Raw genomic sequence first — 26,517 nt, forward strand, 5'->3', positions numbered from 1 at the left:
AGCTCCATCGGGTCCGATGCGACGAATGTAGCGCAGCCGCGTCACGGCGGAGTCGCGGCGGCCCCGGTATAACCAAGGCTCGTTGATCGCTGGAGCTTCCCATGGCCGATTTCCCCGACCGCAGCCACTGGCAGGCGCTGGCCCTTCAGCTGTCGTTACCCGGCCAGGCCTTCATCGACGGCCGTTACGCCGACGCCGCCAGCGGTGCCCGTTTCGACTGCATCAGCCCGATCGACGGACGTGTGCTGGGGGCGGTTGCCGACTGCGACGCGCAGGACGTGGAGCGTGCGGTACTGGCCGCGCGGCGCAGCTTCGAGGCCGGCCACTGGTCACAGGCCAGTCCGGCCCACCGCAAGCGCGTACTGCTGGCCCTGGCCGCACTGGTGGAAACGCACGCCGATGAACTGGCCTTGTTGGAAACCCTGGACATGGGCAAGCCGGTGCGTGAGGCGCGGCGCATCGACCTGCCGGGCGTGGTGCGCTGCCTGCGCTGGACGGCCGAAGCGGTGGACAAGCTGTATGGCGAGGTCGCGCCCACCGGGCCGCACGAACTGGGACTGGTCACCCGCGAGGCGGCGGGCGTGGTGGCGGCCATCGTGCCGTGGAATTTCCCGTTGCTGATGGCCTGCTGGAAGATCGCGCCGGCGCTGGCGATGGGCAACTCGGTGGTGCTCAAGCCTTCCGAGCGCTCGCCCCTGAGTGCGCTGCGGCTGGCGGCGCTGGCCGCCGAGGCCGGGTTGCCGGAGGGCGTGCTGAACGTGCTGCCGGGCCATGGTGCTCGCGTCGGTGAACCGCTGGCTCTGCACATGGACGTGGATGTGCTGGCCTTCACCGGCTCCACGGCCACCGGCGCCAGGCTGCTGGAGTATTCCGGCCGGTCCAACCTCAAGCGGGTCTGGCTGGAGTGTGGCGGCAAGAGCCCGCACGTGGTGTTCGCCGACGCTCCCGATCTGGACGCGGCGGCCAAGGCCGTGGCACAGGGCATCTTCTTCAACCAGGGCGAAGTCTGTACCGCCGGTTCGCGGTTGCTGGTGCAGCGCTCGATCCGCGAGGATTTCGTGCACCAGGTGGTTGCCTACGGCCAGCACATGCAGCCGCGCCACCCGCTTGACGCCGACGCACCGATGGGCGCGCTGGTGGATGCCGCGCATCTGGACAAGGTGATGGGGGATATCGCGCGCGCCGAAAGCGAGGGCGCCCGCTTGCTGCTGGGCGGTCATCGCGCCGAGGTCGAGGCAGGCGGTTGCTATGTGCAGCCCACCGTGTTCGATCAGGTGAGCCCCGACCAGGCATTGGCGCGCGAGGAAGTGTTCGGACCGGTGCTGGCGGTGCTGGGCTTCGATGACGAAGCCGAAGCGGTGCGCCTGGCCAACGACAGCCGATACGGACTGGCCGCCGGTCTTTGGACACGCGATCTGAGCCGTGCCCATCGCGTCTCACGCCAGCTGCGTGCCGGCAGCGTCTGGGTGAACGGCTGGGATGGTGGCGACATGACTGCACCGTTCGGTGGTTACAAGCAGTCCGGCAACGGTCGGGACAAATCGCTGCACGCCTTCGACAAGTACAGCGAGATCAAGGCCACCTGGATCCAGCTGTAACGACGCGGCTGCTTGACCGCTGTCCGCTCTTTGTAGAGTCGAGCCATGCTCGACTGATTTTCGCGAGAAGCAGCCGAGCATGGCTCGGCTCTACAGAAGAACGAACGGCAGCCGAACATGGCTCGACGCTACAGAAGAATGGCGCCTGCCATCCTCGTTGGCATCGGTGTCGGCTGAAACCATCGTCCCGTGCGGCCACCGGCCCGTGGCAGAATCGGGCGATCCGCCGTTACCTGTGTTGCCGATGTCGACGATCACCGCTGCCGCACCGCCCGTGAATTCCCCCCGCCGTGTCCTGCTGGCCAGCCTGATCGGCACCACCATCGAATTCTTCGATTTCTACATCTACGCCACGGCCGCGGTGCTGGTGTTCCCGCACCTGTTCTTCCCGGACAGCAGCGAACAGGCGGCGCTGCTGCAGTCACTGGCGACCTTCGCGGTGGCGTTCATCGCACGCCCGGTCGGCTCGGCGGTGTTCGGCCACTTCGGTGACCGCATCGGCCGCAAGGCCACCCTGGTCGCCGCATTGCTGACCATGGGCCTGTCCACGGTGCTGATCGGTTTGCTGCCGACCCATGCGCAGATTGGGCTGTGGGCGCCGGCGCTGCTGGCGCTGTGCCGTTTCGGCCAGGGCCTGGGGCTGGGTGGTGAGTGGGGCGGGGCGGTGCTGCTGGCCACCGAGAATGCACCGCCAGGCAAGCGCGCCTGGTACGGCATGTTCCCGCAGCTGGGTGCGCCGCTCGGCTTCCTGCTGTCAGCCGGCATCTTCCTGGTGCTGGGCCGCTGCCTGAGCCAGGCCGATTTCCTGCAGTGGGGCTGGCGCATCCCGTTCGTGGCCAGCGCGCTGCTGGTCGGCCTGGGCCTGTGGGTGCGGCTGAACATCCACGAGACCCCCGACTTCAAGAAGGCGCTGGAACGCAAGGCGCCGGTGCGGTTGCCGATGCTGACGGTGCTGCGTGACCACCCGGTACCGATGCTGTTGGGCACGCTGGGTGCGTTCGCCACCTTCGTGCTGTTCTACCTGATGACCGTGTTCAGCCTCGGCCATGGCACCGCCGTGCTGGGCTACAGCCGCGAGCAGTTCCTGCTGATGCAGATGGCCGGCATGCTGTTCTTCGCGCTGGGCATCCCGTTGTCGGCGCGCTATGGCGACCGCTGGGGCACGCGCCGCACGATGATCGTGGCCAGCGTGCTGATCATTGGTTTCGGCGTGCTGTTCGCACCACTGTTCCAGCCGCACAGCCCCTGGCTGGTCACGGCATTCCTGTGCCTGGGCCTGTTCCTGATGGGGCTGACCTACGGCCCCTGCGGCACCTTCCTGGCCGAGATCTACCCGGTGGAAGTGCGCTACACCGGCGCCTCGCTGTCATTCAACCTGGCCGGCATCCTGGGGGCGGCACCGGCGCCTTACCTGGCCACCTGGCTGGCCGAACGCTTCGGCCTGGTCGCGGTCGGCTACTACCTGTGCCTGACTGCGGCAGCGACCCTGTGCGCGTTGGTGGCACTGCACCGGCGCGCGCTGCGGCTCAGCCAAAGAAGCGCTTGAGCGTGCGCCCCAGCCAACCGCCGCCCTGGTGTTCGCGGGCGAACTGGTTCAGGTGCGCCTTGACCTGTTCGGCGTAGGCCTGGTCGTCGCCGCGGATGTGGTTGAACAACCAGCGCGAGAGCATGGTGCGCAGCTCGTCGCTGATGTCCTCCCCGGCCTGGAAGCGCATGCGGTATTCCGATACCCGCTTGATGAAGACCTCATGCACGCGCTTGTGCGCGGCACAGAACGGATAGCCCGCTTCCTCCATCAGCTCTTCCTCGAACGCGAAGTGCGACATGGTGTAGTCGACCACTTCATCGATCACTTCGCCGACCGCCGTACGCTGCATGCTGGCCTGGGCCACGTGCAGGTGGTTGAGCATCTCGATGATGCGGCGGTGTTGTTGATCGATCACATCAATGCCGATGTTCAGATCGTCCTGCCAGACCAGTAGTGCCATCCCCGGCTCCCCTTCATGCGTATGTCGGGGTCGACTGTAGGGCTGCCGTGCGGGGACGGCGTTGATCTGGATCAAAGCGTGCCGGTCAGCTCAGCGCAGGCTCGCGTGGGCGCAGCGGGCTGGCCACCGTGGTGCAGCTGACCCGGTTGCGGCCGCCGGCCTTGGCCAGGTACAGCTGGCGGTCGGCCTCGGAGATCAGCCGGTGCAGTGCATCGCGCTGCGGGCGCAGGCAGCACAGGCCGATGCTGACCGTCATGCGCAGGGTGGCGGTGCCGATGTCCACTTCCAGCGCGGCAATACGCTGGCGCAGTTCCTCGAAGTACTGCAGTGCCTCGTCCTGTTCCATGTCCGGCACCAGCAGGCAGAACTCTTCGCCACCGAAGCGTGCGATCAGGTCCTGGCTGCGGGCGTGCGCAGCCACCGCGCCGGCGACCGCACGCAGCGCGTCGTCGCCGGCCTCGTGGCCGTAGGTATCGTTGATGTGCTTGAAGTGGTCGATGTCGATCATCGCCACGGCCACGCATTGCCCGTGCAGCTGCAGCTGCGGCAGCTGGCGCTGGCTCTGTTCCAGGAAGCAGCGACGGTTGGGCAGGCCGGTGAGGAAATCGCGGGTGGCCAGGTCCTGCAGGGTGCCGATCAGTTCCAGCTGGTCGACGTTCTGCGAGACGCGGCAGAAGAACTCCTCGCGTGAGAACGGCTTGCGCAGGAAGTCGTTGGCACCGTTCTTCAGGAAGCGCGGGATCAGCGAGGCGTCGGTGTTACCGGAAATGCCGATCACCGCCACCTTGTCGCGCGAGCGCAGGGTGCGCAGGCGGCGGGTGAACTCCACGCCCTGCATGCCGGGCATTTCCTGGTCGACCACCGCCAGGCGGATCGCAGGATGCGCCTCGATCGCGGCCAGGCCCTCGTTGCCATCGGCTGCTTCGTGCACCTCATGGCCATACATGCGCAGCAGGGCAGCGGCATAGCCGCGCGCGGACGGCGAATCGTCCACCACCAGCGCAGCGATGCGGCGGTTGCGTTCCAGCCGCTGCACCAGCCACACCAGGTAGTCGATGCTGCCCGGGGTATTCTTCAGCACATAGTCGATGATCTGCTGCTGCAGCACGCGCTTGCGCAGGTCCTCGTCGTAGACGCTGCTGACCACCACGGTGGGCAGGCCGCGCTTGAGGAAGAACTCAACCACTGCATCGCGGTCGCCGTCGGCCAGCACCAGCCCGGTCAGTACCAGGAACCAGCCCCCATCCTCGCTCAGCAGGCGATCGGCCTCGGCCAGGGTGGAGGCGATCACCACCGGCAGTTCCAGGCGCTGCTCGATGGCCTCGCGCAGCATGCCGGTGAAGGCACGGGAGTTTTCGACCAGCAGGATCCGCTGCGGCAGCGGATCGGCCAGGTCGCCATCGACGGCGGCCTGCGGCAGGACGGGCATGATGCGGTGGCTCACGAGGGAGGGCTCGGCACGGATAGCGGCGGTTTCGGGCGCAACTTTAGCGGAGCAGCGTGCCCTGCGCGTCGTTCCCCGGTCAGGCAGGCGATGCGAATGCCGCCGGTGTACCCGCAATCGATTCATGCAGGACGAGCCGGAGCCGGTTGCCACGGCAATGCACCGTGCCGCCGTAGGCCATTATCCGGCCGGCCAGGCGCTCGGTGGCCTGCCGAACGGTCCGGTTCGACAGTGTGCAACCGCGATCAAGCAGGCCCACGACCACTACGATGCCGCGGCGATCGCCAGTCTGGCCGCTCCGGGCGCGCACGCTGACCTGCCCTGACTCCAGCTCCAGCAGCAGCGACACCGCCTCGATCAGCGAGCGATAGATGGCGAGCTGCAGATCCACAGTCAGCAGGCAGGGGTTGCCCTCCAGCCGGGGCGGAGTCACGCGATGGGTGTTGCTCCAGTTCTCGCATGCGCCGCCAACCCGCAGCGTGATGTACAGCCCAACCTGCTCCAGCCCCGTCGGGTACAGCAGACTGGCCTGTTCACGGAACAGCCGCGAGTGCACGGATGAGGCGTGCTGCAGGCCGTTGGCCACCGCATGATGCCCCTGTTCCTTCAGCCAGCTGACCATCTCGCCGAGCGAGCTGTCCATCCCTTCGCCCAGCTGCTTGAGATGGGAGGCGCGCTCGCGTAGCTCGCGCTCGCTGGTCTGGTGCGAGCTGCGTGCGAGGCGCAACGTGGTTTCCTCTGCCAAGCTTCGTGACTGCGCGCGTTGATGGTGATAGCTGATGCTGGATCCCAAGGCGAGCAGCGCGACGCTCATCACGGCCATGTTCTGCTGGGTGGCAAACGTGCCCAGGTCGAACGAGGACGGTAGGCCGGTGCTGGGGGTGGCAAAGTGGAGTGGAAGGTTCAACAGCGGAATCGCGATGGCCGCGCCACGCCAGCCATGCATGAAGGTCAGGGCGATGGCGGGCAGGGCGGCCAGCAGCACCATATGCGTCCGCGTGGTGTGGGCGCTGACACTTGTCAGCTGCATGCACAGCCCCAGCACCAGCATCACCAGGATCGCCGAGACGGTGGGTGCGACAAAACGATGGGCCCAACCTGGGGCGGCGTGCCGTCGCGACCAGAGGAATGCCAACGGCACCAGGGTGATGATGGCGGCGAAGTGACCAAAGATCGTCCGATCGACTGCGTCAAGCAGGTTGCTCGGCGGCGGATTCGACCAGAGAACATATGAAATGCTCAGATTGAGAGCTGGGACGAACAGTGCGGTACAGATCGACAACGAAAGCAGCCAGAGGCCCGTGGCTGCCTCGGGCGGCATTTTTTTCCGGTGCAGATAGACCACCAGCATCGCCATCGGCATCAGCAGCGTCGACGCCAGGATGACCCAGTCCAGCCCGTAGCTGTGGATCATGGGGATGCGCAGGGTTGCGAAGTACGCATACTCGCCGATCAGCAGGTAGGGCCACAGACGGGTCGGGACGATCAGTAGTGCCGCTGCCCGGATGCCCGCGGGCAGGAAGAACTGATCCAGCGAGAACTGACGCGAGACAAGGCAGCTCAAGGCGTAGACGGCCGCGAGTGCGATTCCGACGGGTCGGATCCGGAAGCTCAGTTCAATTGCTTCTTTGAATCGGTCCAAGCCCCAGCCTCTTGTCTCCCGGCCAATGATGGCTGGTCATTGCTGCAGACACTAGCGACAGTTGGAGATGGGCGCAATCGAGGTGTCTGGCCTCCCTCTGCGCTGCAATCGGCGGCTTCCCACGCTTCATGGCGACATGTTCAGCAGTGCGGCGGCATGGCCACCTGCGGACGGTGAATCATCCACAATCAGCGCGCCCATGTGTCGATCGCGTTCCAGCCGCTGCACCAGCCACGTTCGGCGATTGATGCTGTCCGCTGTGTTCGACATCACACAATCGACGATATCCTGCTGTTGCACGCGCCTGTCCAGGTCCTTGTCGCAGATGCCCCTGGCCCGCACCGTCGGCGGATTTCACTGCGGGTATTGGCGATTTCGGACGCAGCTTCGGCGTGGCAGGGGTTTGCATCGATCCAGTGGATTATGTCCGATAGGTACTGCGGAGTGCGCCCGGTATATGCTGATGCGATTGGCGGTAGCATCCTTCTTGATCCGTATTGCATCCAACCTGGAGGTCAGTGTGAGAAGTTTCCGAATTCATGCATTTGCTGGTGCATTGATGTTGGTGCCTGTATCCGTTTTTGCATTTGCCCCGAGTGACGACCATGGAATCAAGATGGCCGGCCAAGGACTCGGCCAGTCGATTCCGCAGGCACAAGACCTGAGCGTGGATCCCGGCTGGTTGGTCTATGGGTTCGAGCGCGATGGCATGGATTATTTCCAGGTAAACGATCTCGCGGGGCACGTGCACATCGTGATCGGCAATGCTGCCGGCACGTTCTGGGTGCTGCCGGCAGGTGACCCATCTGCGAAGGTGTCGTTGCCGGAGCAGCGCCTGCCCGTTCCCGCCAAGGCCACCAGAACGGTTGTCTATCGGGCCTCCGCATTCACGCTGGTCAGGTATGCAAGCGGAGCTGATGTGTTGTGGGCGGTCGAGGCACCCTGATACTGCCTGTTGCCGGGATATCGGCGGGCTTCAGTATCAGACTGCATGGGCACCCGGTGTTCGCCGGGTGCCCATGACACCCGGAACAGGGGGATGTGCGAGATGCTTATGCCACTCTGCTGCGCTGGTTCGATCCGGTCGCTTGACTGTGAAATGCACTACTGCAGCGCAGAGGGTGCAGGGCAGCTGTACCGCGATGGAGCACTGGGCACTGTTTCAAGTCTGGTTTCGCGGTCGAGGAACAGAATCCTGACCCGGTTGCCATAGCAGTCAACGGTCCCGTCATAGGGCAGGGTTCGCCCGGTCAGTCGCTCGAACGCTGCCATGGTTGTCTGCTGGGAAAGGCGCCGACGCGACTCCAGCAGCGACACGACCATGAGGATTCCGCGCCTGGAGCCCATTCCGCCGCATCTTGCACGAATGCGGATCTGACCACCTTCATGCTTGAGAAGAATGGAGACCGCATCAATCAGTGTCCGGTAGGCGGCCAACTGCAGTTCCACGCTCAGGTTGCAGGGGTCGCCTTTCAGGTCCGGGCGGAGAACGCGCTCCGTCAGCTTCCATGACTCACGGATGCCGCCCGCCTGCAAGGCCACGTAAAGCCCAAGGTGCTCCAGGCCCGAGGGGTAGACCATGCTGGTCTGTTCGCGAAAGAGCCGCGAATGTACATTCGAGGTATGCAGGAGGCTGCTGGCCACCGCGTGGTGTCCCTGGGCCTTGAGCCAATCGGCCAGCTCAACCAGCGACGTATCGATGCCGTCGCCGAGCCTGCGAAGGTGCAGGGCACGTTCACGCAGCTCCATCTCGCTGGCCAATTGCGAGCTCCTCGCAAGATGTATGGCGTCCCTTTCCCCCATCTCGCGCAGCCTGTAACGATGGTAGAAGTGGGTGATGCGTGATCCGAGCAGCAGCAATACGATGCCGCTGATCGCCATGATCTGCTGGGTGATGAAGGCCGCGGGATCGAATGCGGTTGGATGGGTGTTGGGCGTGGTCAGGCCGATGACCATGTTGAGCACCGGCACTGCAAGGGCAGCACCCTTCCAGCCATACAGGCAGGTAAGTGCGGCCGCTGGGAGTGCCAACAGCAGCAGGAACGTCGCCTTCAATGCAATCCAGTCTGCGGGCAGTTGAGTCGCTGCCATCCCGATCAGCAGCATCGATGAAAGTGCTGCCAGCATCGGGGTCTTTCGTCGGGCGCTCCACTCCTGCCCCACGTCCTGTCGCGCCCACAGCATCGCGATGGGCGCCACCGTCAGAATGCCGATGAAATCACCCACGCTGAAGCGCGCGGCATTGGTCAGGAAGGGCGTGGAAGGGGGTGTTGGCCAGAGCAGATGGGAAAAGCTCAGGTTGAGCAGAGTAATAACGACGCTGGAAGCGGCGGCAATCAACAAGAGGCCGATCGTCTGCGACTCCGCCATCAGTCGCCGTTGCAGCTTCACAATCAGCATCACCGCTGGCATGAGGAACGCGGAGGCAACAATGACCCATGTCAGACCGTACTTCTCGATCATCGGCACGCGGGACTGTGCAAAGTACGCATATTCGCCCAGCAGCAGGTAGGGCCACAGGCGCGGCGGGCACAACAGCACGGCTGCCACCCGGATGCCGGCTGGCAAATAGAACTGATCCAGCGACAGCTGTCGGGTTGCCCAGTAGGCAACTGCATAAAGCAAGGCAAGCATCAGGCCAGCCGGACGAATGCGCACCTTCAGCAACAATCCTTCTTTCCACCAGTCCAATCGCACGTCCCCCTCTCCTACGTGTCCCCTGTCAGCATCCATTCGCCGCGGGGCCCGGTTTCTCAGGACGGTATCGGTCTGCGAACGATTATGCAATTGCACAGCTGCGCATTTAGGAAATTGTCCAGCCATCCATCACAGATGTTGCGTGAAAATCTGTGACGTGTGCAGCACGATCAGCGCTGCGGTACGTTTGTGAGAACGTTCAATACAGGTGGAGATGCAGAATCTTCACCACAACGCATCCCGCAACTTGTACCAGGACATCGCTGCCACCAGCAGCGGGGTGCGCAGCAGCCGGCCGCCGGGGAAGGGCGCATGGCGCAGGCGCTGGAACACGTCCAGGCGCTCGCTCTGCCCGGCGATGGCGGCGGCAATCACCTCGCCGGCAAGCCCGGCGGCGGCCACCCCGTGGCCGGAGAACCCCTGCGCGAAGTACAGGTTGCCGTCCAGCCGGCCCCAGTGCGGGGCACGGTTGCGGGTAATGTCCACATAGCCGCCCCAGACCTGATCCAGCGCCACGTCAGCCAACTGCGGGAACACCTCATGCATGCGCCGCTGCATCACCCCGCGCAGACCGGGCGGCGGCAGCGCCGAATAGCTGGCGCGGCCGCCGAACAGCAGCCGGTGGTCGTGGCTGAGGCGGAAGTAGTCCAGTGCCCAGGCGGTGTCGGCCACGGCCATGTTGTTGCCGATCAGGGCACGGGCACGCTCGGCGCCGAGCGGCGCGCTGGCGCCGATATAGGTGCCGACCGGCATGATGCACCGCTCCAGCTCGGGCAGCAGGCCCTGCAGCCACGCATTGCCGGCGACCACCAGGTGTGCGGCGCGCACGCTGCCCTGTGCGGTGTGCAGGGCAGGCTGCGGTCCGCGCTGCACGCGGGTTACCGCCGAATGCTCGTGGATCACCACACCGGCCGCGCGCGCCGCATCGGCCAGCCCGCGCGCATAGGCCAGTGGATGCAGGTGCGCGCTGAGTGGGTCGAACATCGCGGCGCGGTAGCGCGGGCTGTCCAGCTGCGCGCGCAGTGCATCGCGGTCCCACCACTGCATGGGGTAGTCGTAGTGGCGCTGCAGGTGCTCGCAGTTGGCACGCAGGTCGCGCTCATGGCGTTCGCGGATGGCGACGCTGGCATGGCCTTCCACCCAATGGCAGTCGATGCCATGGCGGTCGATGCGCGTACGCATGGCCTGCACCGCATCGCGCGACCAGTCGAACAGATGGCGCGCGTCTTCACGGCCGAGCTGGCGCTCCAGCTCGTCCACCTCGCAGCCGTAGCCGACCAGCGCCTGCCCGCCGTTGCGGCCGGATGCGCCCCAGCCGATCCGCTGCGCTTCCAGCAGCACCACGCGCTGGCCACGGGCGGCCAGTTCCAGCGCGGCGGTCAGGCCGGTGTAGCCGGCGCCGAGTACCGCCACATCGGCCTGCACATCCCCCTGCAAAGGGGGCAGCGCGGCCGGCTCGGGGAGGCTGGCGGCGTACCAGCTGGGCGGGAAGGCGGCGCTCACTGCAGGCCTCGCGGGTGCAGGGCAGGAGGACGGAGCGGGGCAGGTCGATCAGCGTTCACCTGGCTAGTTTCGCCGATGCGTGACGGCTGTGGTGTGACGGCACCGACTTGCCGCCTTCGCCGGGCGACGGGTAACGTGGCGGCACGCCAAGGAGTTTTCCCATGCGCCGCCTGCCCTGGGTGGGCCTGCCCACCGACAGCACCGTGCTCGGCCATCACCGATTCGCGATGGCCGGCGAGAAGTACGTTCGCGCGCTGGCCGAGGCGGCCGAGGTGACCCCGGTGGTGTTGCCCAGCCTGCAGCCACCGCTGCCGGCCGGCAACTGGCTGCAGGGGCTGGATGGCCTGTTGTTGACCGGCGCGGTCAGCAACATCGAACCGCAGCACTACGAGGGTGGCCGCAGCTGGCCAGGCAATCCACATGACCCGGCCCGGGATGCCAATGCCTTTGCGTTGCTGCACGAGGCACTGGCGCTGGACCTGCCGGTGCTGGCGATCTGCCGCGGTTTCCAGGAATTGAACGTCGCGCTGGGTGGCAGCCTGCATCCGCAGGTGCATGCGGTGCCCGGCCTGGCCGACCATCGCGAAGACCCGCAGGCGCCGGTGGAAGTGCAGTATGGGCCGGCCCATGCGGTGACCCTGGCTGCCGATGGCTGGCTGGCGCAGTGGCACGGCAGAGGCCGCGCGCAGGTCAATTCGGTGCACGGGCAGGGTATCGCCCGCCTGGCGCAGGGGCTGCAGGTGGAGGCCGTGGCCGACGATGGGCTGGTCGAAGCGGCACGCAGCCTGCACCATCGTTTCGTGCTCGGCGTACAGTGGCACCCGGAGTGGCGTGTCATGCAGGCGCCGTTCTATCACGCTATTTTCCGTGCGTTCGGCCAAGCTTGCCGGCAGCACCAACAGAACCGACTGGATTCCCGATGAGTTCCCGAACGCGCCCGCGCAAAACGGCCACGCCCCCCGCACCGCAGGAAAGCACGCTGCTGCGCTGGCTGAAGGAGCGGCGCATCACCGAGGTGGAATGCCTCGTGCCGGACATCACCGGCAACGCGCGCGGCAAGATCATTCCCGCCGACAAGTTCTCGCATGACTACGGTACGCGGCTGCCCGAAGGCATCTTCGCCACCACCGTCACCGGCGAGTTTCCCGATGACTACTACGAGCTGACCTCGCCGTCGGACTCGGACATGATGCTGCGCCCCGATCCGGATACGGTGCGGATGGTACCGTGGGCGGCCGACGCCACCGCGCAGGTCATCCACGATTGCTACACCAAGAACGGCGAGCCGCATGAGCTGGCACCGCGCAACGTGCTGCGCCGCGTGCTGGCGGCCTATGCCGAACTGGGCCTGCGCCCGGTGGTGGCGCCGGAGCTGGAGTTCTTCCTGGTGCAGAAGAACACCGACCCGGACTTCCCGCTGCTGCCACCGGCCGGCCGCTCCGGACGCCCGGAAACCGCGCGGCAGTCGTACTCGATCGATGCGGTCAACGAGTTCGACCCGATCCTCGACCTGATGTACGACTACGCCGATGCGATGAAGCTGGACGTGGACACCCTGATCCATGAATCCGGCGCGGCGCAGCTGGAAGTCAACTTCACCCATGCCGACGCGATGGACCTGGCCGACCAGGTGTTCCTGTTCAAGCGCACCATGCGCGAGGCGGCGATGCGCCACGGTGTCTATGCCACGTTCCTGGCCAAGCCGATGGAGAACGAACCGGGCAGTGCCATGCACATCCACCAGAGCCTGGTGCGGGTGAGCGATGGCAGCAACGTGTTCGCCGGCGAGACCGATGCCGAGGGCGAGTTCAGCCCGGTGTTCGGCCACTACCTGGGCGGCCTGCAGAAGTACGCACCGCAGGCGATGGCGTTCTTCGCGCCGAACGTGAACTCCTACCGCCGGCTGGTGTTTGGCGAAGTCTCGCCGAGCAACGTCCACTGGGGCTTCGACAACCGCACCTGCGGCCTGCGCGTGCCGCTGGATACGCCGGAGAACATGCGCGTGGAGAGCCGTTTCGCCGGGTCCGATGCCAATCCCTACCTGGCGATGGCCGCGACCCTGGCCTGCGGCCTGCTCGGCATCCGCGAGCGGCTGGCGCCGGATGCGCCGGTGACCGGCAGTGCCAAGGAACTGGGGTACAACCTGCCGCGCTCGCTGGGCGAGGCGCTGGACGGGCTGGAGCAGTGCAGCGAGCTGCAGGCCCTGCTGGGTGAGCGCTTCTGCCGGGCCTACATCTCGGTCAAGCGCAAGGAATACGAGACCTTTTTCCGCGTCATCAGCTCGTGGGAGCGCGAGTTCCTGCTGCTGAACGTCTGAGCATCCGGAATAGAAAAATCCGCCGCCGGGGGGTAGGCTGGCACCCGTCGCCGGCCCCGCCGGCCCCCCTTCCCGCATTCTGGAGCACCCGATGAAGCTGCGTATCCTCACGCTCGGCCTGGCCTCCGCCATGCTCGCCGCCTGCAGCGGTGGCAACGGCGGCGCGCAGGACAGCCAGGTCCTGAACGTCTACAACTACAGCGATTACATCGCCGAGGACACCATTCCGACCTTCGAGAAGGAGAGCGGGATCAAGGTGACCTACGATGTGTTCGACAGCGATGAGATGGTCGAAACCAAGCTGCTGGCCGGCAACAGCGGCTATGACGTGGTGGTGCCGACCCTGAACTTCTTCGGCCGCCAGATCCAGGCCGGCGTGTTCCTGCCGCTGGACAAGAGCAAGATCCCGAACCTGGCCAACCTCGATCCGGCGGTGATGAAGCGCATCGCCACCCAGGACCCGGGCAACCAGTACGGCGTGCCGTACATGATCGGCACCACCGGCATCGGCTACAACGTGGACATGCTGAAGCAGCGCTTCGGCGGCAGCGCCGACATCGCCAACAGCTGGGACCTGGTGTTCAAGCCGGAGAACATCAGCAAGATGAAGGACTGCGGCGTGACCATCCTGGACACGCCGGCGGACATGATCCCGATCGCACTGCATTACCTTGGCCTGGACCCGCACAGTGGCGACCCGGCCGAGCTGCAGAAGGCCGCCGACCTGCTGAAGTCGATCCGCCCGTACGTGCAGAACTTCCACTCCTCGCAGTACGTGGGTTCGCTGGCCAACGGCGGTACCTGCCTGGTGGTCGGCTGGTCGGGTGACATCATCCAGGCCCGCGACCGCGCCGAGGAAGCCAGCAATGGCGTGCACGTGGCCTATTCGATTCCGAAGGAAGGCGCACCGCAGTGGTTCGACATGCTGGCGATCCCGAAGGACGCCAAGCACCCGGAAGCGGCCTACGCCTTCATCAACTACCTGCTGCAGCCGAAGGTTGCCGCGGCCAACACCAACTTCATCCATTACGCCAACCCGGTGCCGACTGCGACCCCGCTGGTGGATGAGGCGATCCGTACCGACCCGACCATCTACCCGCCGGCCGACGTGGCCGAGAAGATGTTCACCTATTCGATCAACACGCCGGAGACCGACAAGCTCTACACCCGGCTGTGGACCGAGGTGAAGACCGGGCGCTAAGGGCTGGCTGGCAGGTGGGTGCCGACCGTTGGTCGGCATGCTTTTCCGGCAGGGCCGACCAACGGTCGGCCCCCACCAGATCTGCAGATCCCCCTGGCCCGGTGGGTGCCACCCGTCGCCGTCATATCCCCTGCGGCCCCCGGCCGTTAGAATGGCGGCCGCTGTCCACCGCCCGCTCCCGGAGCCCCCATGCCCGTTGAAGCCCAGCCGGTAGCCACCGTCGTCGACACGACCGGTGCGCCCGGCTATCTCTCCATTCGTGACCTGCGCAAGGAATTCGACGGTTTCGTCGCCGTCGACGACGTCAACCTGGACGTGCGCAAGGGCGAGATCTTTGCCCTGCTCGGTGGCTCCGGCAGTGGCAAGTCGACCCTGCTGCGCTGCCTGGGCGGCTTCGAGACGCCCACCAAGGGCAGCATCACCCTCGATGGCCAGCGCCTGGACGCACTGCCGCCGTACCAGCGGCCGGTCAACATGATGTTCCAGTCCTACGCCCTGTTCCCGCACATGACGGTCGAGCAGAACATCGCTTTCGGCCTGAAGCAGGATGGCCTGGGCAAGGAGGCGATCAACAAGCGCGTCGGCGAGATGCTGGAGCTGGTGCAGATGGGCCACCTGGGCAAGCGCAAGCCGCACCAGCTGTCCGGTGGCCAGCAGCAGCGCGTGGCGCTGGCGCGGTCGCTGGCCAAGGGGCCGAAGCTGCTGCTGCTGGACGAGCCGATGGGCGCGCTGGACAAGAAGCTTCGCTCGCAGATGCAGCTGGAACTGGTCAGCATCATCGAATCGTCGGGCGTGACCTGCGTGATGGTTACCCACGACCAGGAAGAGGCGATGACCATGGCCACCCGCATCGCGGTGATGGATGCCGGCTGGATCCAGCAGGTCGGCAAGCCGGACGAGGTCTACGAGCAGCCGGCCAACCGTTTCGTTGCCGAGTTCATCGGTTCGGTCAACCTGTTCGACGGGGTGATCGACGAGGACCTGCCCGAGTACGTGACCGTGCGCTCGCCGCTGTTCCCTGCACCGATCTACATCGCCCATGGCATCACCGGTTATGAAGGGCAGCCGGTCGCGTTCGCGCTGCGTCCGGAGAAGGTGATGATCGGCAAGGACGAGCCGGAAGGGCATACCAACAAGGCGCAGGGCGTGATCGAGGACATTGCCTATTTCGGCAGCCACTCGGTCTACCACGTGCGCCTGCCCAGCGGCGCCAAGGTGCTGGCCAACTTTGCCAACTCGCAGCGCTGGGCCAGCGATGGCCTGACCTGGGGCGACAGCGTATGGGTGCACTGGCGTGACAACGACGGCGTGGTGCTGACCTCATGAGCGTCGCCGGCCTGAAGCGCTGGCTGCCGGGGCTGCGTGCCACGGTGATCGGCATTCCGTACCTGTGGCTGCTGCTGTTCTTCGCAGTGCCGTTCCTGATCGTGCTGATGATCAGCTTCTCGCTCAGCCGGGTCGGCTCGCCGCCGTATACCTGGCTGCTGCAGTACGCGGACGGCGGCTTCTCGCTGAAGCTGAACCTGGAGAACTACCTGGCGCTGTTCCGTGATTCGATCTATGCGCAGGCGTTCCTGAGCTCGATCAAGATCGCGGCGATCTCCACCTTCCTCACCCTGCTGATCGGCTATCCGATGGCCTATGCCATCGCGCGCCTGTCGCCGGCCGCACGCAACGTGGCGATGATGCTGGTGGTGCTGCCGTCATGGACCTCGTTCCTGATCCGCGTGTATGCGTGGAAGGCGATCCTGGACCGCAACGGCCTGCTCGACCAGTTCCTGCGGTTCACCGGCCTGCAGTCGCTGATGACGTCGATGGGCCTGCCGAAACTGCAGTTGATCGACACCCCGACCGCCGCCTACATCGGCATCGTCTACTGCTACCTGCCGTTCATGGTGCTGCCGCTGTACGCCAACCTGGTCAAGCATGACCACCGCCTGCTGGAAGCGGCCTACGACCTCGGCGCCAAGCCGTGGCAGGCGTTCCTGCGCATCACCTTGCCGTTGTCCAAGGCGGGCATCATCGCCGGCTGCATGCTGGTGATGATCCCGGCGGTGGGTGAATTCGTGATCCCGGAAATGCTGGGTGGCTCGGAGACGCTGATGGTCGGCCGCCAGCTGTGGAACGAGTTCTTCAACAACCGCAACTGGCCGGGCGCCTCGGCGATGGCGGTGGCGATGATCCTGCTGCTGCTGGTGCCGATCCTGCTGTTCAACCGTTCCCAGCAGCGCCTGCTGGAAGGGAAGCAGGCATGAGCCCGCGTTCCGCCAAGGGCCTGGGGCTGGGCGTGCTGCTGCTCGGCTTCGCCTTCCTGTACCTGCCGATCCTGCTGTTGATGTTCTATTCGTTCAACAGCTCGCGGCTGGCGATGGTCTGGGCCGGGTTCTCCACCCGCGCCTACAGCGACCTGTTCGCCGACCGCGCGCTGATGGATGCGATGTGGACCAGCCTGGTGGTGGCGTTCTGGACCGCCTGTACCGCCACCGTGCTGGGCACGCTGGCGGCGATGGTGATGACCCGTTTCAAGCGCTTCCGCGGCAAGCCGCTGTTCGGCGCGCTGGTCACCGCGCCGCTGGTGATGCCGGATGTGATCCTGGGCTTCTCGCTGATGGCGCTGCTGGCCTCGATGGGCGCGATTCCTGGCTTCCCGGCGCGCGGCCTGACCACCATCTGGATCGCGCACGTCACCTTCACCCTGTGCTTCGTCACCGTGGTGGTGTCCTCGCGGCTGCAGGAAATGGACCTGTCGCTGGAAGAAGCGGCGATGGACCTGGGCGCCAGCCGGCTGACCGTGTTCGGCCGCATCACCCTGCCGATCATCGCGCCGGCGCTGGTGGCGGGCTGGCTGCTGGCGTTCACCCTGTCGCTGGATGACGTGGTGGTGGCCAGCTTCGTGGCCACGCCGGGCTCGACCACGCTGCCGATGAAGGTGTTCGCCTCGGTGCGCATGGGCATCAGCCCGAAGATCAATGCGCTGGCCACACTGCTGGTGTCGGCGGTGTCGATCGCCGCGGTGATCGGCTGGTACATCAATGCCCGCGCCGAGAAACGGCGCCAGCGCGACCTGCAGCTGGCACGGCAGGACAACGGCTGAGCCGGCGGCCTGCCGGCTGATCCGGCAACATCCGGCTCACGGGCAACCGCGCACAATGGGGATCTTCCAGTTGGAGATCCCCCATGACCGTCGAGATTGTCGATCCGGCCACCGGCCAGGTGACCTACCGCCATGAACTGATGGGTGCTGCCGACATCGAGCAGCGCCTGCAGGCTGCTGCCGATGCCTTCCCCGGCTGGGCTGATCACTCGTTGCAGGAACGTGGCGCGATCCTGCGCCAGATCGCCGCGCAGCTGCGCGCGCGCCGTGACGATCTGCAGCAGGCGATGACCCACGAGATGGGCAAGCTCAAGGCCGAAGCGCTGGCCGAGGTCGACAAGTGCGCCGCGGCTTGCGAGTACTACGCCGACCATGCTGCCGACTACCTGAAGCCGCAGCTGATCGATACCGAAGCCCAGCGCAGTTACGTGCGCTACGAGCCGATCGGCTGCGTGTTCGCGGTGATGCCGTGGAATTTCCCGATCTGGCAGGTGTTCCGTTTCCTCGCGCCGGCGTTCATGGCCGGCAACGTGGCCCTGCTCAAGCACGCCAGCAACGTGCCGCAGTGCGCCGACCTGATCCTGGCGGTGTGCCGGGACGGAGGCCTGCCGGACGGTGTGTTCGACGTGCTGCACATCGACAACGACCAGGCCGCCGAGGTGCTGCGCGACGCACGGGTGAAGGCGGTGACACTGACCGGCAGCGAGCGGGCAGGGCGCTCGATCGCCTCCAATGCCGGCAGCCAGCTGAAGAAATCGGTGATGGAGCTGGGTGGCAGCGATGCCTTCGTGGTGCTCGACGATGCCGACCTCGACAAGACCGTGGCGGCGGCGGTGAAGTCGCGCTTCGACAACAGCGGGCAGACCTGCATCGCGGCCAAGCGCTTCATCGTGGTCGATGCGGTGGCCGATGACTTCACCCGACGCTTCATTGAAGCCGCGGGCGAGCGCCAGTACGGCGATCCCAATGAGCGTGGCACCACGCTGGCGCCGATGGCGCGCGCCGACCTGCGCGATGAACTGCACAAGCAGGTGCAGGCCAGCGTGGAAAAGGGTGCGCGCGTTCTGGTCGGCGGTGAGCCGATTGCCGGCACCCATGCTGGCTATCCGGCGACCGTGCTCGATCAGGTCGGCCCGGGCATGCCGGCCTACGACGAGGAGCTGTTCGGGCCGGTGGCTGCGGTGATCCGGGTCAAGGACGAGGCCGAAGCATTGCGCGTGGCCAACGACACCCGCTTCGGCCTGGGCGGCAGCGTGTGGACGCGTGATCCGGTGCGAGGCGAGGCCTTCGCACAGCGCATGGAATGCGGCGCCGCGTTCGTCAACGCCATCGTCAAGAGTGACGCGCGGCTGCCGTTCGGTGGCAGCAAGCAGTCCGGCTTCGGTCGGGAGCTGGCCGACCACGGCATCCATGAGTTCATGAACATCAAGACCGTCTACGTGGCCTGATTCCCAACGGTAGTGCCGGCCGCTGGCCGGCATTGCCTGGTTGCCGGCCAGCGGCCGGCACTACCCAAGGCGGGTCATGTGCCACGACCAACGGTCGTGGCCTAGCGGTCCGGTGGGTATCGTCCGTTGGTCGATACCCCTCACAACCACTTCGCGCGCTTGAACAACCGGTACAGCCCTACGCAGACGCCGCCCACGCCAACAATCATCAGCGGGTACGACCACGGTTCGCTCAGCTCCGGCATGTGGCTGAAGTTCATGCCGTACCAGCTGGTGATCAGCGTCGGCGCCGCCAGCAGTGCGGCCCACGCACCGAGGCGCTTGACCGTCTCGCCCTGCGCCAGCGTCACCAGTGACAGGTTCACGCTCAGTGCGGTGCCCAGCATCTCGCGCAGGGTGTCGATCACATCGCTGATGCGTACCGCATGGTCGTGCACGTCGCGCACGTAGAGCTTCACTTCATCGGGAATCAGGTCGCCCTGGTAGCGGCGCAGCTGCGCCAGCACATCCTGCAGCGGCGCCACCGCCATCCGCATCTTGTTCAGTTCGCGCTTGAGCTCGTACAGCCGCACCACCGTGCTGCGCTTGTAGTTGTCGGCGAAGATGTCCTTTTCCAGCAGGTCCAGGGTGTCGCGGAAGCGGTGCACGATCGGCAGGTAGTTGTCGACCACGAAGTCGGTCACCGCGTACAGGCAGTACGACGGGCCCATCTTCAGCAGCTGCGGCTCGCGTTCCACCCGTGCCCGCACCGGGGCATAGGACAGCGAGGCGCCATGACGCACTGTCACCAGGAAACGCGGGCCGAGGAAGGCGTGGGTTTCGCCGTACTGGATGCGTTCGTCGACCATCTGTGCGGTGGTCACCACCACGAACAGCGAGTTGCCGTAGGTCTCGACCTTGGGACGCTGGTGTGCGTTGCGCGCGTCCTCGATGGCCAGGTCGTGCAGGCAGAATTCTTCCTGCAGTTTCAGCAGCACATCGTCGTTGGGGTCGTACAGGCCCACCCAGACGAAGCCGTTGCCACTGGCAATGACATCGCTGATGGCATCCAGGCTGATGTCGTGGCGTTTGCCCTCGTCATCGTAGTGGACGCAGTTGATGACGCAGGCGGGGTTGGCCGAGGCAGGGGCGGAAGCGGAGGCGGGCAATGACATGCCCGCCATCGTGCGTCAGTGCCGTGTTTCGGACAAGTGAGGATGGCGCCCCAGTACCCACGCCAGCGCCACATGCACCGGCAGCAGCAGCACGATCCACTGCACGTTGTACTGCGCCTGCAGGCTCAGCCAGTGCAGCACCAGCGCGGCCACGGCCTGTACCGCCAGCAGCCACAGCACGACCCTGAACATGCGGCCCGGCACGCGCCGGCGCAGCAGGCTTATCGCACCCGGCAGCAGCAATACGGCCAGCGGCGAAAGCAGCAGCAGGTTGCGGTTGGCCCAGGCGGCGTAATGGGTGCTGAAGCCCCACAGGAACACCAGCAGGCTGCCGGCGATGGCACACAGCAGCCAGAACGGCAGGGCCAGCCCGGCCAGCAGGCGCGGCCGGCTGCGCAGCGCCAGTATGCCGGCGGCGATCACCAGGCCACACAGCAGCCACGGCCACCAGCGGCGCGCGAACTCCTTCGGCTCCGGGTCGATGCGGTGCGGCAGCAGTTCCTGTTCGGACTGCACCAGCGGCCGGCCATCGCTGTTACGCGCCTGGCGCAGTGCGTCGGCCAGGCGCATCGGCACGAAGGCTTCCTGCCAGCGCGACAGCGGCTGGTCGGCGAACGGCCCGAGGCCGACATCGAAGCCCAGCCACATCCACGGTGCCGGCGAGGCCAGGCGCACCGATTCACTGCGGTAGGTATTGCCGCGCGAGCGCCCCGACAGCTGCGACTGCAGGCCACCACCCAGCGCCTTGTCCACCGTGTCGCGCACCATCGTGGCGCAGTTGGCGGTGTAGTAGTCGTAGTGGTAGCGCGCGTTTTCCGGCTTGGCCCGCTCGGCCAGGTCGGCGGCCAGGGCACGCGCCTGGTCGGGGCGCAGGTCCAGCCACTGCACGCTGGCGCCACGGCCGGTCTCGTCGTAGTACGACAGGTCCTGCTGCAGCGGCAGCGCCACCAGGTAATACATCATGTCGCCGCGCACGAAGCGGCTGATGAAATCGTCCTCGGATGGATCGAAGTAGCCGAAGTTGTACGAGGTCGCTTCGCCGCTGACCGGATCGATCACGACGATGGCGTCGTGGCCGAAGCGCTCGAAGAACACCGTGCCCGGCTGCATGGTCACCACGCCGATGCGCGGGGCGGGGGCCTCGGCGCCGGCGGCAGGCGCAACAGGCGTGGGTGTGGCTGCCGCCGGCTGCGCGAAGGCGGCCAGCGGCAGGGCCATGGCCAGCACGCACAGTGCCAGCCACAGCGTCAGGCGCAGTGCCAGGAGGGGGCCACCGCGCTTCAAGCGTCGTCCTGCGCGTCCGGCGGCAGCACGGTCACGTGGAAGGCCTGCACCCGGCGCGCATCGGCGCGGGCCACGCGGAACATGAAGCGGTCCAGCGCCAGCTCGTCACCGACTTCCGGCAGGTGGCCCACGGCCTCGGTGACCAGGCCACCGATGGTGTCGTAATCCTCGTCGGAGAACGTCGCGCCGAAGCGTTCGTTGAAGTCGCCGATCGGGGTCAGCGCGTCGACCACGTACTGGCCGTCGGACTGGATGGCGATCTGCGCCGACGGATCCTCGGCCTCGTCATGCTCGTCGTCGATCTCGCCGACGATCTGTTCCAGCACGTCCTCGATGGTGACCAGGCCGGCGACACCGCCGTACTCGTCGACCACGATGGCCATGTGGTTGCGCGACAGGCGGAACTCCTTCAGCAGCACGTTGAGCTTCTTCGCCTCCGGAATCAGCACCGCCGGGCGCAGCAGCTCGCGCACGTTGGCCGGGCCGTTGTCGGCGACCACGCCGCGCAGCAGGTCCTTGGCCAGCAGGATGCCAAGGATGTCGTCCTTGTTCTCGCCGTGCACCGGGAAGCGCGAATGGCCGGATTCGACCACCTGCTTCATCAGTTCGAGGAAGGGCGCTTCGACCGGCAGCGAGACCATCTGCGAGCGCGAGATCATCACGTCGCCCACGGTCAGCTCGGCCACCGAAATGGCGCCTTCCATCATCTTCAGGGTATCGGCGGCGATCAGGCCCTCTTCCTGCGCGGTGTGCAGGACAGCGACCAGCTCGTCGCGGGTATGGGGTTCGCCGGAGAAGGCGGAGGTCAGGCGTTCAAGCCAACCGCGCTTCTTTTCACTGGGCTCCTGTGCGGAGCTACTACTGTCGTCTTCTGACATCTCTGGAAAAAAGGCACCCGGCAGGCCGGGCGTTGGCCCCAGTCTAGCAGGATGTAGCGGCCTGTCAGTGACCGTTGCTGCCCGGTCCGGTGATCGGCGGCGGGGCCAGTTCAGGCCGGGCAGGCGCTTCTTCCTCGGGCAGGTCCAGGCTGTAGGTGCAGCCGGCCAGGGTCTTGCCGGGATGGGAGGCCACGGTGGAGACGCTGAGGATGATCGACTCGATCTGGGCCTCGCCGGACTTCGGGTCGGTCACGTCGCGGCTGACCAGCTCGCGGCCGGCCATGAACTTGCCGTCCTGGTCGTAGCCGGTCTCCAGCCCCAGCTGTTTGGCCAGCGGCCGTGGATCGGCCTGGTCGAGGATCGCCATGACGCTGGACCCGGCCACGGCGACCCGTTCGGTGCGGGTGCCGAACACGCTGATCGGCTGGGCCAGCCGGTACTCGCTCATGAACTGGTTGCCCTGCGGCAGCGGCTGCAGGCCCTGGGCGACGGCCTTCAGCGGATCGGCCAGCAGCGGCGCCAGCGCAGCGTGATCGGCTACGCCCTGACGGCATTCAATCAGGGCCGGCAGGTCCAGGGCAGCGGCCGGGGCGGACACGGCGAGCAGCAGGGGCAGGGCAATACGCAGCACGGGCACAGGATCCGCAACGGAAGGCAGGCCGGTGATCGTACCGGTCCCGGTCAGCCATCGCGAGCGCCTCCATGCAGTCAGCGGGATTGCAGGTGCGATGCCGCTGGGTGCCAGCGCAGCCTGACCGGGTAGCCCAGTTGCGCCTGCAGGTGGTCGCGCACGGCCGCCGCTGTTGCGCGTGCGCCTGCGGTATCCCGGAGTTCCAGCTCCAGTTCACCGGTCATGACGTCCAGGCCATAGCCGATCAGCTCGGGCAGCTGTGGCACGAACCAGCCTTGCTGTGCATGAAGGCGGTGCTGCATTTCGGCCTCCGTCAGCGCAGCGCCGGTGATGTAGCGCACGCGTTGCGGGCCATCCGCCCCTGGATGTGTTTCATCGGTCGCGGGTGCTGGGCCAGTCAGTCGAACGACGACATTCCAACCTGCCGCGTTGTCCACCCAGATTCCGGCGAGGCGTGCCGCGTGGCGCGCTTTCAAACGTTCCATCAATGCGTGCTGCTGCGCCCCGGCGACCGCCTGGCGCGCCGTCTGTTGGCTGACATCAAAGAAGGCCTGCACCTCGGCGACCTTGGCGGCAATGTCGGCGGCGCTGTCGCTGGCCGGGAACGGCGACGGTCGTTCCCGGTCGGGGTCGATGCCCGGGGCAGTGGTCACCTGCAGGAGAGCGGCGATGAGTGCGGGCAGCAGCGCGATGGGGTCGTCCTCCGTGAAGAACCCGGTGTGCGTGGGCCTCAGCGCTCGCCGGCGTAGGGATCGGCGATGCCGAGCTCGGCCAGGATCTCGCGCTCCAGCTGTTCCATCGCGTCGGCTTCCTTGTCGTCCTCGTGGTCCCAGCCGAGCAGGTGCAGCACGCCGTGCACGGTCAGGTGCGCGTAGTGGGCGTTGAGCGCCTTGCCCTGTTCATCGGCCTCACGGGCCACCACCGGTGCGCAGATCACCAGGTCGCCCAGCAGCGGGAACTTCACGCCCTTGGGCAGGCCTTCGGGCACTTCGGCCGGGAAGCTGAGTACGTTGGTGGCGTAGTCCTTGCCGCGGTAATGGCGGTTCAGCGACTGCCCTTCCTTGGCATCGACCACGCGGATGGCCAGGTCGGCCTCGCGGATGCGGCCTTTCAGCGCAGCGGCCACCCACTTGCGGAAGCTCACTGCCGCCGGCAGGCCGGTACGCGGCAGGGCATAACTGACGGCGACGTCCAGTCGCACGGGACCACGGGTCATGGAGTTGCTCCAGGTTGGATCTGATGCAGGTCGCGGCGGTCGTAGGCGCTGACGATGCGCGCCACCAGCGGATGACGGACCACATCGCGGGATTCGAAGAAGGTGAAGCTGACGCCCTCGACCTCGCGCAGCACGTCGATGGCATCGCGCAGGCCGGACTTCACGTGCTTGGGCAGGTCGGTCTGGGTCAGGTCACCGGTGACCACGGCGGTGGAGCCGTAGCCGAGGCGGGTCAGGAACATCTTCATCTGCTCGATGGTGGTGTTCTGTGCCTCGTCCAGGATCACGAAGGCATCGTTGAGCGTGCGGCCACGCATGTAGGCCAGCGGTGCGATCTCGATGACGTTCTTTTCCAGCAGCTTGACCACCTTCTCCACGCCCATCATCTCGTACAGGGCGTCGTACAGCGGTCGCAGGTAGGGGTCGACCTTCTGGCTCAGGTCACCGGGCAGGAAACCCAGCTTCTCGCCGGCTTCCACCGCCGGGCGCACCAGGATCAGGCGCTGCACCCGCGATTCGTTCAGGGCTTCGACCGCGCTGGCCACGGCCAGGAAGGTCTTGCCGGTACCGGCCGGGCCGATGCCGAAGTTGATGTCATGGGTGGCGATCTGGTGCAGGTAGCGGCCCTGGTTGGCACCGCGGCCACGTACCGTGCCGCGCTTGACCTTGATCGCCACGTCCTGCGCTTCGTAGGAGCGCTCGGCGATCTGCTCGACATTGGCCTGCGCCAGGCGCAGGTGGATGGCATGGTTGTCGAAGACGGTCTCGCCGGCTTCGGCGTACAGCGCTTCAACCAGTTTCTGCGCTTCCACTATCGCCTCGCCGGGCCCGCTGATGCGGAACACGAAGCCACGGTTGGCGATCTCCACACCGAGCTTCAGCTCGATCTGGCGCAGGTGCCCATCGAAGGGGCCGCACAGGTTGGCCAGCCGCTCGTTGTCTTCCGGCGACAGGGTGAAGTCTCGATGCTCGATGCTTTTCATTGCTTGGGGTGGGGCGGAAGCCTTCCACCGCAGTGTATTCAGGGAGGATAAGGGTAGCGCGCGCGTGGGGCACACGGCCAGCAGACGGTCGATACAGCGTTTTCCACACCCGATGTGGACGGGGTACGCGGAAACCTGTGGATAGACCTTGGCAATGCTTGTGCCACAAGGCTCATGAGGTCCTGGTGAAAAAAGCGTCATGGTTGCCTGTCGCCGCAGCTGCACTGTCACGGGCGGCCTGCAGGGGGACGTTCATCGTGATGGCAGTGCAGGTTTCATTGCCGTGCGGGCAACAGCGCCACGTCCTGCCGGATTTCCACAGCGGTTGTGGAATGATGCCGAACCAACCTGTGGATAGGTGGTGCGGAGCCTTGCAGCAAAAGGCTTGCCAACGGATGGTGAAAAAACCGTCAGGGCTGATCGGAATCATTGAGGGTGCACGGGGCGCATGGCACCGTGGCGCCGTGGCAGGAGGGGATGGCATGGGCATCGGCAACGGGATGCGTGGAATCGGACTGGCGGGCATCGGCTTGCTGGCAGGGTGTGGGCAGGCACCGCCTGCAGCGCTCGGCACGCTGGAGTGGGACCGGATCACGGTGCCGGCACCGGCGGCCGAAGTGATCGCTACGGTGGAGGTGCGCGAAGGCCAGCCGGTCAAGGCCGGCGCGGTGCTGATGCAGCTCGACCCGGCCCGCGGTGACGCGCAGTTTGCTGCCGCGCAGGCCGATACGATGCGCGCGCAGGCACAACTGGAAGAGCTGAAGATCGGCCCGCGCCAGGAACAGATCGCGCAGGCCCGGGCCCAACTGGCGGCGCTTCGCGCGCAGGCCGTCGAAGCCAGCGCCTACTACCGACGGGTACAGCCGTTGGCACGCCAGCGCCTGGTGGCCGCCGCCGAGCTGGATCGTGCGCGGGCGGCCGCCGGCAACGCGGAGTCCAGCGCACGTGCGGCCGAGCAGGCCTGGCTGGAACTGGTGCACGGCAGCCGCGCGCAGGACATCGCGCAGGGCCAGGCGGCCGCCGACGCCGCACAGGCGCAGCAGGTGGTACAGGGCGTCAACCTGCAGAAGCTGCAGCTGCGCGCGCCGCGCGATGGCGTGGTCGATGCCTTGCCCTACCGGCAGGGTGACCAAGCGCCGATCGGGGCGCCACTGGCGGTGATGCTGGTCGGCGAGCGCCCCTATGCACGCGTCTACCTGCCGCAGCCGCTGCGCCTGCAGGTCAAGGTCGGGCAGGCTGCGCAGATACAGCTGGAGGGGGGAAGCACCGTACTGAAGGGACATGTACGCGCGATCCGCAGCGAGCCTTCATTCACCCCGTACTACGCACTGACCGGCGATGACGTCGAGCGCCTGAGCTACCTCGCCGAGATCGAAGTGGACACGGCCACCGACATGCAGAAGCTTCCGGCCGGGCTACCGGTGCAGGTGCGCTTCTGA

24 protein-coding genes are annotated in these 26,517 nt (G+C 66.3%); 11 read left to right on the forward strand and 13 right to left on the reverse strand.

The features are described 5' to 3' along the window. The first annotated feature begins 101 nt into the window (after positions 1 to 101). Entirely contained in the window at positions 102 to 1,598 is a 1,497-nt protein-coding gene (locus AB1281_RS05330; RefSeq protein ID WP_430345242.1) for an aldehyde dehydrogenase, read from the forward strand. A 244-nt stretch (positions 1,599 to 1,842) separates the two neighbouring features. Further along, positions 1,843 to 3,144, forward strand: coding sequence for an MFS transporter (locus AB1281_RS05335; RefSeq protein ID WP_049446145.1), 1,302 nt, complete (start codon positions 1,843 to 1,845; stop codon positions 3,142 to 3,144). Here the strand turns inward: AB1281_RS05335 and AB1281_RS05340 are convergent. From AB1281_RS05340 to AB1281_RS05355, 4 genes are all read right to left on the reverse strand, one after another. Then, positions 3,125 to 3,586, reverse strand: a complete 462-nt coding sequence (locus tag AB1281_RS05340) for a bacteriohemerythrin (protein ID WP_049446143.1) — start codon at positions 3,584 to 3,586, stop codon at positions 3,125 to 3,127. The two genes, AB1281_RS05335 and AB1281_RS05340, sit on opposite strands and share 20 nt — an antisense overlap. Before the next feature lie 85 nt (positions 3,587 to 3,671). Next, positions 3,672 to 5,015 (reverse strand): diguanylate cyclase, encoded by a 1,344-nt coding sequence (locus AB1281_RS05345; RefSeq protein WP_135966288.1) that lies wholly within the window; start codon positions 5,013 to 5,015, stop codon positions 3,672 to 3,674. A 94-nt stretch (positions 5,016 to 5,109) separates the two neighbouring features. Beyond that, positions 5,110 to 6,672 (reverse strand): MASE1 domain-containing protein, encoded by a 1,563-nt coding sequence (locus AB1281_RS05350; protein WP_430345243.1) that lies wholly within the window; start codon positions 6,670 to 6,672, stop codon positions 5,110 to 5,112. 126 nt (positions 6,673 to 6,798) lie between these two features. Further along, positions 6,799 to 6,972 (reverse strand): hypothetical protein, encoded by a 174-nt coding sequence (locus tag AB1281_RS05355; protein ID WP_430345244.1) that lies wholly within the window; start codon positions 6,970 to 6,972, stop codon positions 6,799 to 6,801. 187 nt (positions 6,973 to 7,159) lie between these two features. Between AB1281_RS05355 and AB1281_RS05360 the strand changes: the two genes are divergently transcribed. After that, positions 7,160 to 7,618 (forward strand): hypothetical protein, encoded by a 459-nt coding sequence (locus AB1281_RS05360; protein ID WP_430345245.1) that lies wholly within the window; start codon positions 7,160 to 7,162, stop codon positions 7,616 to 7,618. Positions 7,619 to 7,776: 158 nt separating this feature from the next. Here the strand turns inward: AB1281_RS05360 and AB1281_RS05365 are convergent, their stop codons facing one another. Both AB1281_RS05365 and AB1281_RS05370 read right to left on the reverse strand, forming a co-directional pair. Then, positions 7,777 to 9,369 carry an MASE1 domain-containing protein gene (locus AB1281_RS05365; RefSeq protein WP_430345246.1) on the reverse strand — a complete coding sequence of 531 codons (1,593 nt, stop codon included), beginning with the start codon at positions 9,367 to 9,369 and terminating at the stop codon, positions 7,777 to 7,779. A 225-nt stretch (positions 9,370 to 9,594) separates the two neighbouring features. Further along, positions 9,595 to 10,872: an NAD(P)/FAD-dependent oxidoreductase gene (locus AB1281_RS05370; protein ID WP_430345247.1), complete on the reverse strand. Its 1,278-nt coding sequence runs from the start codon at positions 10,870 to 10,872 to the stop codon at positions 9,595 to 9,597. Between the two features lie 161 nt (positions 10,873 to 11,033). Here AB1281_RS05370 and AB1281_RS05375 point away from each other — a divergent pair, with 161 nt between their 5' ends. The 7 genes from AB1281_RS05375 (at position 11,034) to AB1281_RS05405 (ending at position 18,932) form a co-directional block, all read left to right on the forward strand. Further along, positions 11,034 to 11,795: a gamma-glutamyl-gamma-aminobutyrate hydrolase family protein gene (locus AB1281_RS05375; RefSeq protein WP_430345248.1), complete on the forward strand. Its 762-nt coding sequence runs from the start codon at positions 11,034 to 11,036 to the stop codon at positions 11,793 to 11,795. Then, entirely contained in the window at positions 11,792 to 13,189 is a 1,398-nt protein-coding gene (locus tag AB1281_RS05380) for a glutamine synthetase family protein (protein ID WP_014036577.1), read from the forward strand. Before AB1281_RS05375 ends, AB1281_RS05380 begins: the two co-directional genes overlap by 4 nt. A gap of 91 nt (positions 13,190 to 13,280) precedes the next feature. Then, positions 13,281 to 14,390 carry a polyamine ABC transporter substrate-binding protein gene (locus AB1281_RS05385; protein ID WP_014036578.1) on the forward strand — a complete coding sequence of 370 codons (1,110 nt, stop codon included), beginning with the start codon at positions 13,281 to 13,283 and terminating at the stop codon, positions 14,388 to 14,390. 189 nt (positions 14,391 to 14,579) lie between these two features. Next, a complete protein-coding gene (locus tag AB1281_RS05390; RefSeq protein ID WP_430345249.1) occupies positions 14,580 to 15,716 on the forward strand; it encodes an ABC transporter ATP-binding protein in 1,137 nt (378 codons plus the stop codon). Then, entirely contained in the window at positions 15,713 to 16,645 is a 933-nt protein-coding gene (locus AB1281_RS05395; RefSeq protein WP_430345250.1) for an ABC transporter permease subunit, read from the forward strand. Before AB1281_RS05390 ends, AB1281_RS05395 begins: the two co-directional genes overlap by 4 nt. Further along, positions 16,642 to 17,484, forward strand: coding sequence for an ABC transporter permease subunit (locus AB1281_RS05400; RefSeq protein WP_008267688.1), 843 nt, complete (start codon positions 16,642 to 16,644; stop codon positions 17,482 to 17,484). The genes AB1281_RS05395 and AB1281_RS05400 overlap by 4 nt, the downstream gene beginning before the upstream one ends. An 83-nt stretch (positions 17,485 to 17,567) precedes the next feature. Then, positions 17,568 to 18,932: an NAD-dependent succinate-semialdehyde dehydrogenase gene (locus tag AB1281_RS05405; protein ID WP_430345251.1), complete on the forward strand. Its 1,365-nt coding sequence runs from the start codon at positions 17,568 to 17,570 to the stop codon at positions 18,930 to 18,932. Between the two features lie 140 nt (positions 18,933 to 19,072). Here the strand turns inward: AB1281_RS05405 and AB1281_RS05410 are convergent, their stop codons facing one another. From AB1281_RS05410 to AB1281_RS05440, 7 genes are all read right to left on the reverse strand, one after another. Next, a complete protein-coding gene (locus tag AB1281_RS05410; RefSeq protein WP_014036582.1) occupies positions 19,073 to 20,095 on the reverse strand; it encodes a magnesium and cobalt transport protein CorA in 1,023 nt (340 codons plus the stop codon). 6 nt (positions 20,096 to 20,101) lie between these two features. After that, the gene (locus AB1281_RS05415) at positions 20,102 to 21,304 is read right to left on the reverse strand and encodes a DUF4105 domain-containing protein (protein ID WP_430346977.1); all 1,203 of its coding nucleotides are present in this window, start codon (positions 21,302 to 21,304) and stop codon (positions 20,102 to 20,104) included. 62 nt (positions 21,305 to 21,366) lie between these two features. Next, a complete protein-coding gene (locus AB1281_RS05420; protein WP_014036584.1) occupies positions 21,367 to 22,248 on the reverse strand; it encodes an HlyC/CorC family transporter in 882 nt (293 codons plus the stop codon). A gap of 64 nt (positions 22,249 to 22,312) precedes the next feature. Then, positions 22,313 to 22,879, reverse strand: a complete 567-nt coding sequence (locus tag AB1281_RS05425; RefSeq protein ID WP_430345252.1) for a hypothetical protein — start codon at positions 22,877 to 22,879, stop codon at positions 22,313 to 22,315. A gap of 77 nt (positions 22,880 to 22,956) precedes the next feature. Beyond that, positions 22,957 to 23,532, reverse strand: a complete 576-nt coding sequence (locus AB1281_RS05430; protein ID WP_430345253.1) for a hypothetical protein — start codon at positions 23,530 to 23,532, stop codon at positions 22,957 to 22,959. Between the two features lie 77 nt (positions 23,533 to 23,609). After that, positions 23,610 to 24,095 (reverse strand): rRNA maturation RNase YbeY, encoded by a 486-nt coding sequence (gene ybeY / locus AB1281_RS05435; RefSeq protein ID WP_014036587.1) that lies wholly within the window; start codon positions 24,093 to 24,095, stop codon positions 23,610 to 23,612. Beyond that, positions 24,092 to 25,078, reverse strand: coding sequence for a PhoH family protein (locus AB1281_RS05440; protein WP_014036588.1), 987 nt, complete (start codon positions 25,076 to 25,078; stop codon positions 24,092 to 24,094). Before AB1281_RS05440 ends, ybeY begins: the two co-directional genes overlap by 4 nt. Positions 25,079 to 25,560: 482 nt before the next feature. Here AB1281_RS05440 and AB1281_RS05445 point away from each other — a divergent pair, with 482 nt between their 5' ends. After that, positions 25,561 to 26,517, forward strand: a complete 957-nt coding sequence (locus tag AB1281_RS05445; protein WP_430345254.1) for an HlyD family secretion protein — start codon at positions 25,561 to 25,563, stop codon at positions 26,515 to 26,517.

It is taken from the genome of Stenotrophomonas sp. NRRL B-14846 (genome assembly GCF_050473585.1).
Classification (GTDB): Bacteria; Pseudomonadota; Gammaproteobacteria; order Xanthomonadales; family Xanthomonadaceae; genus Stenotrophomonas.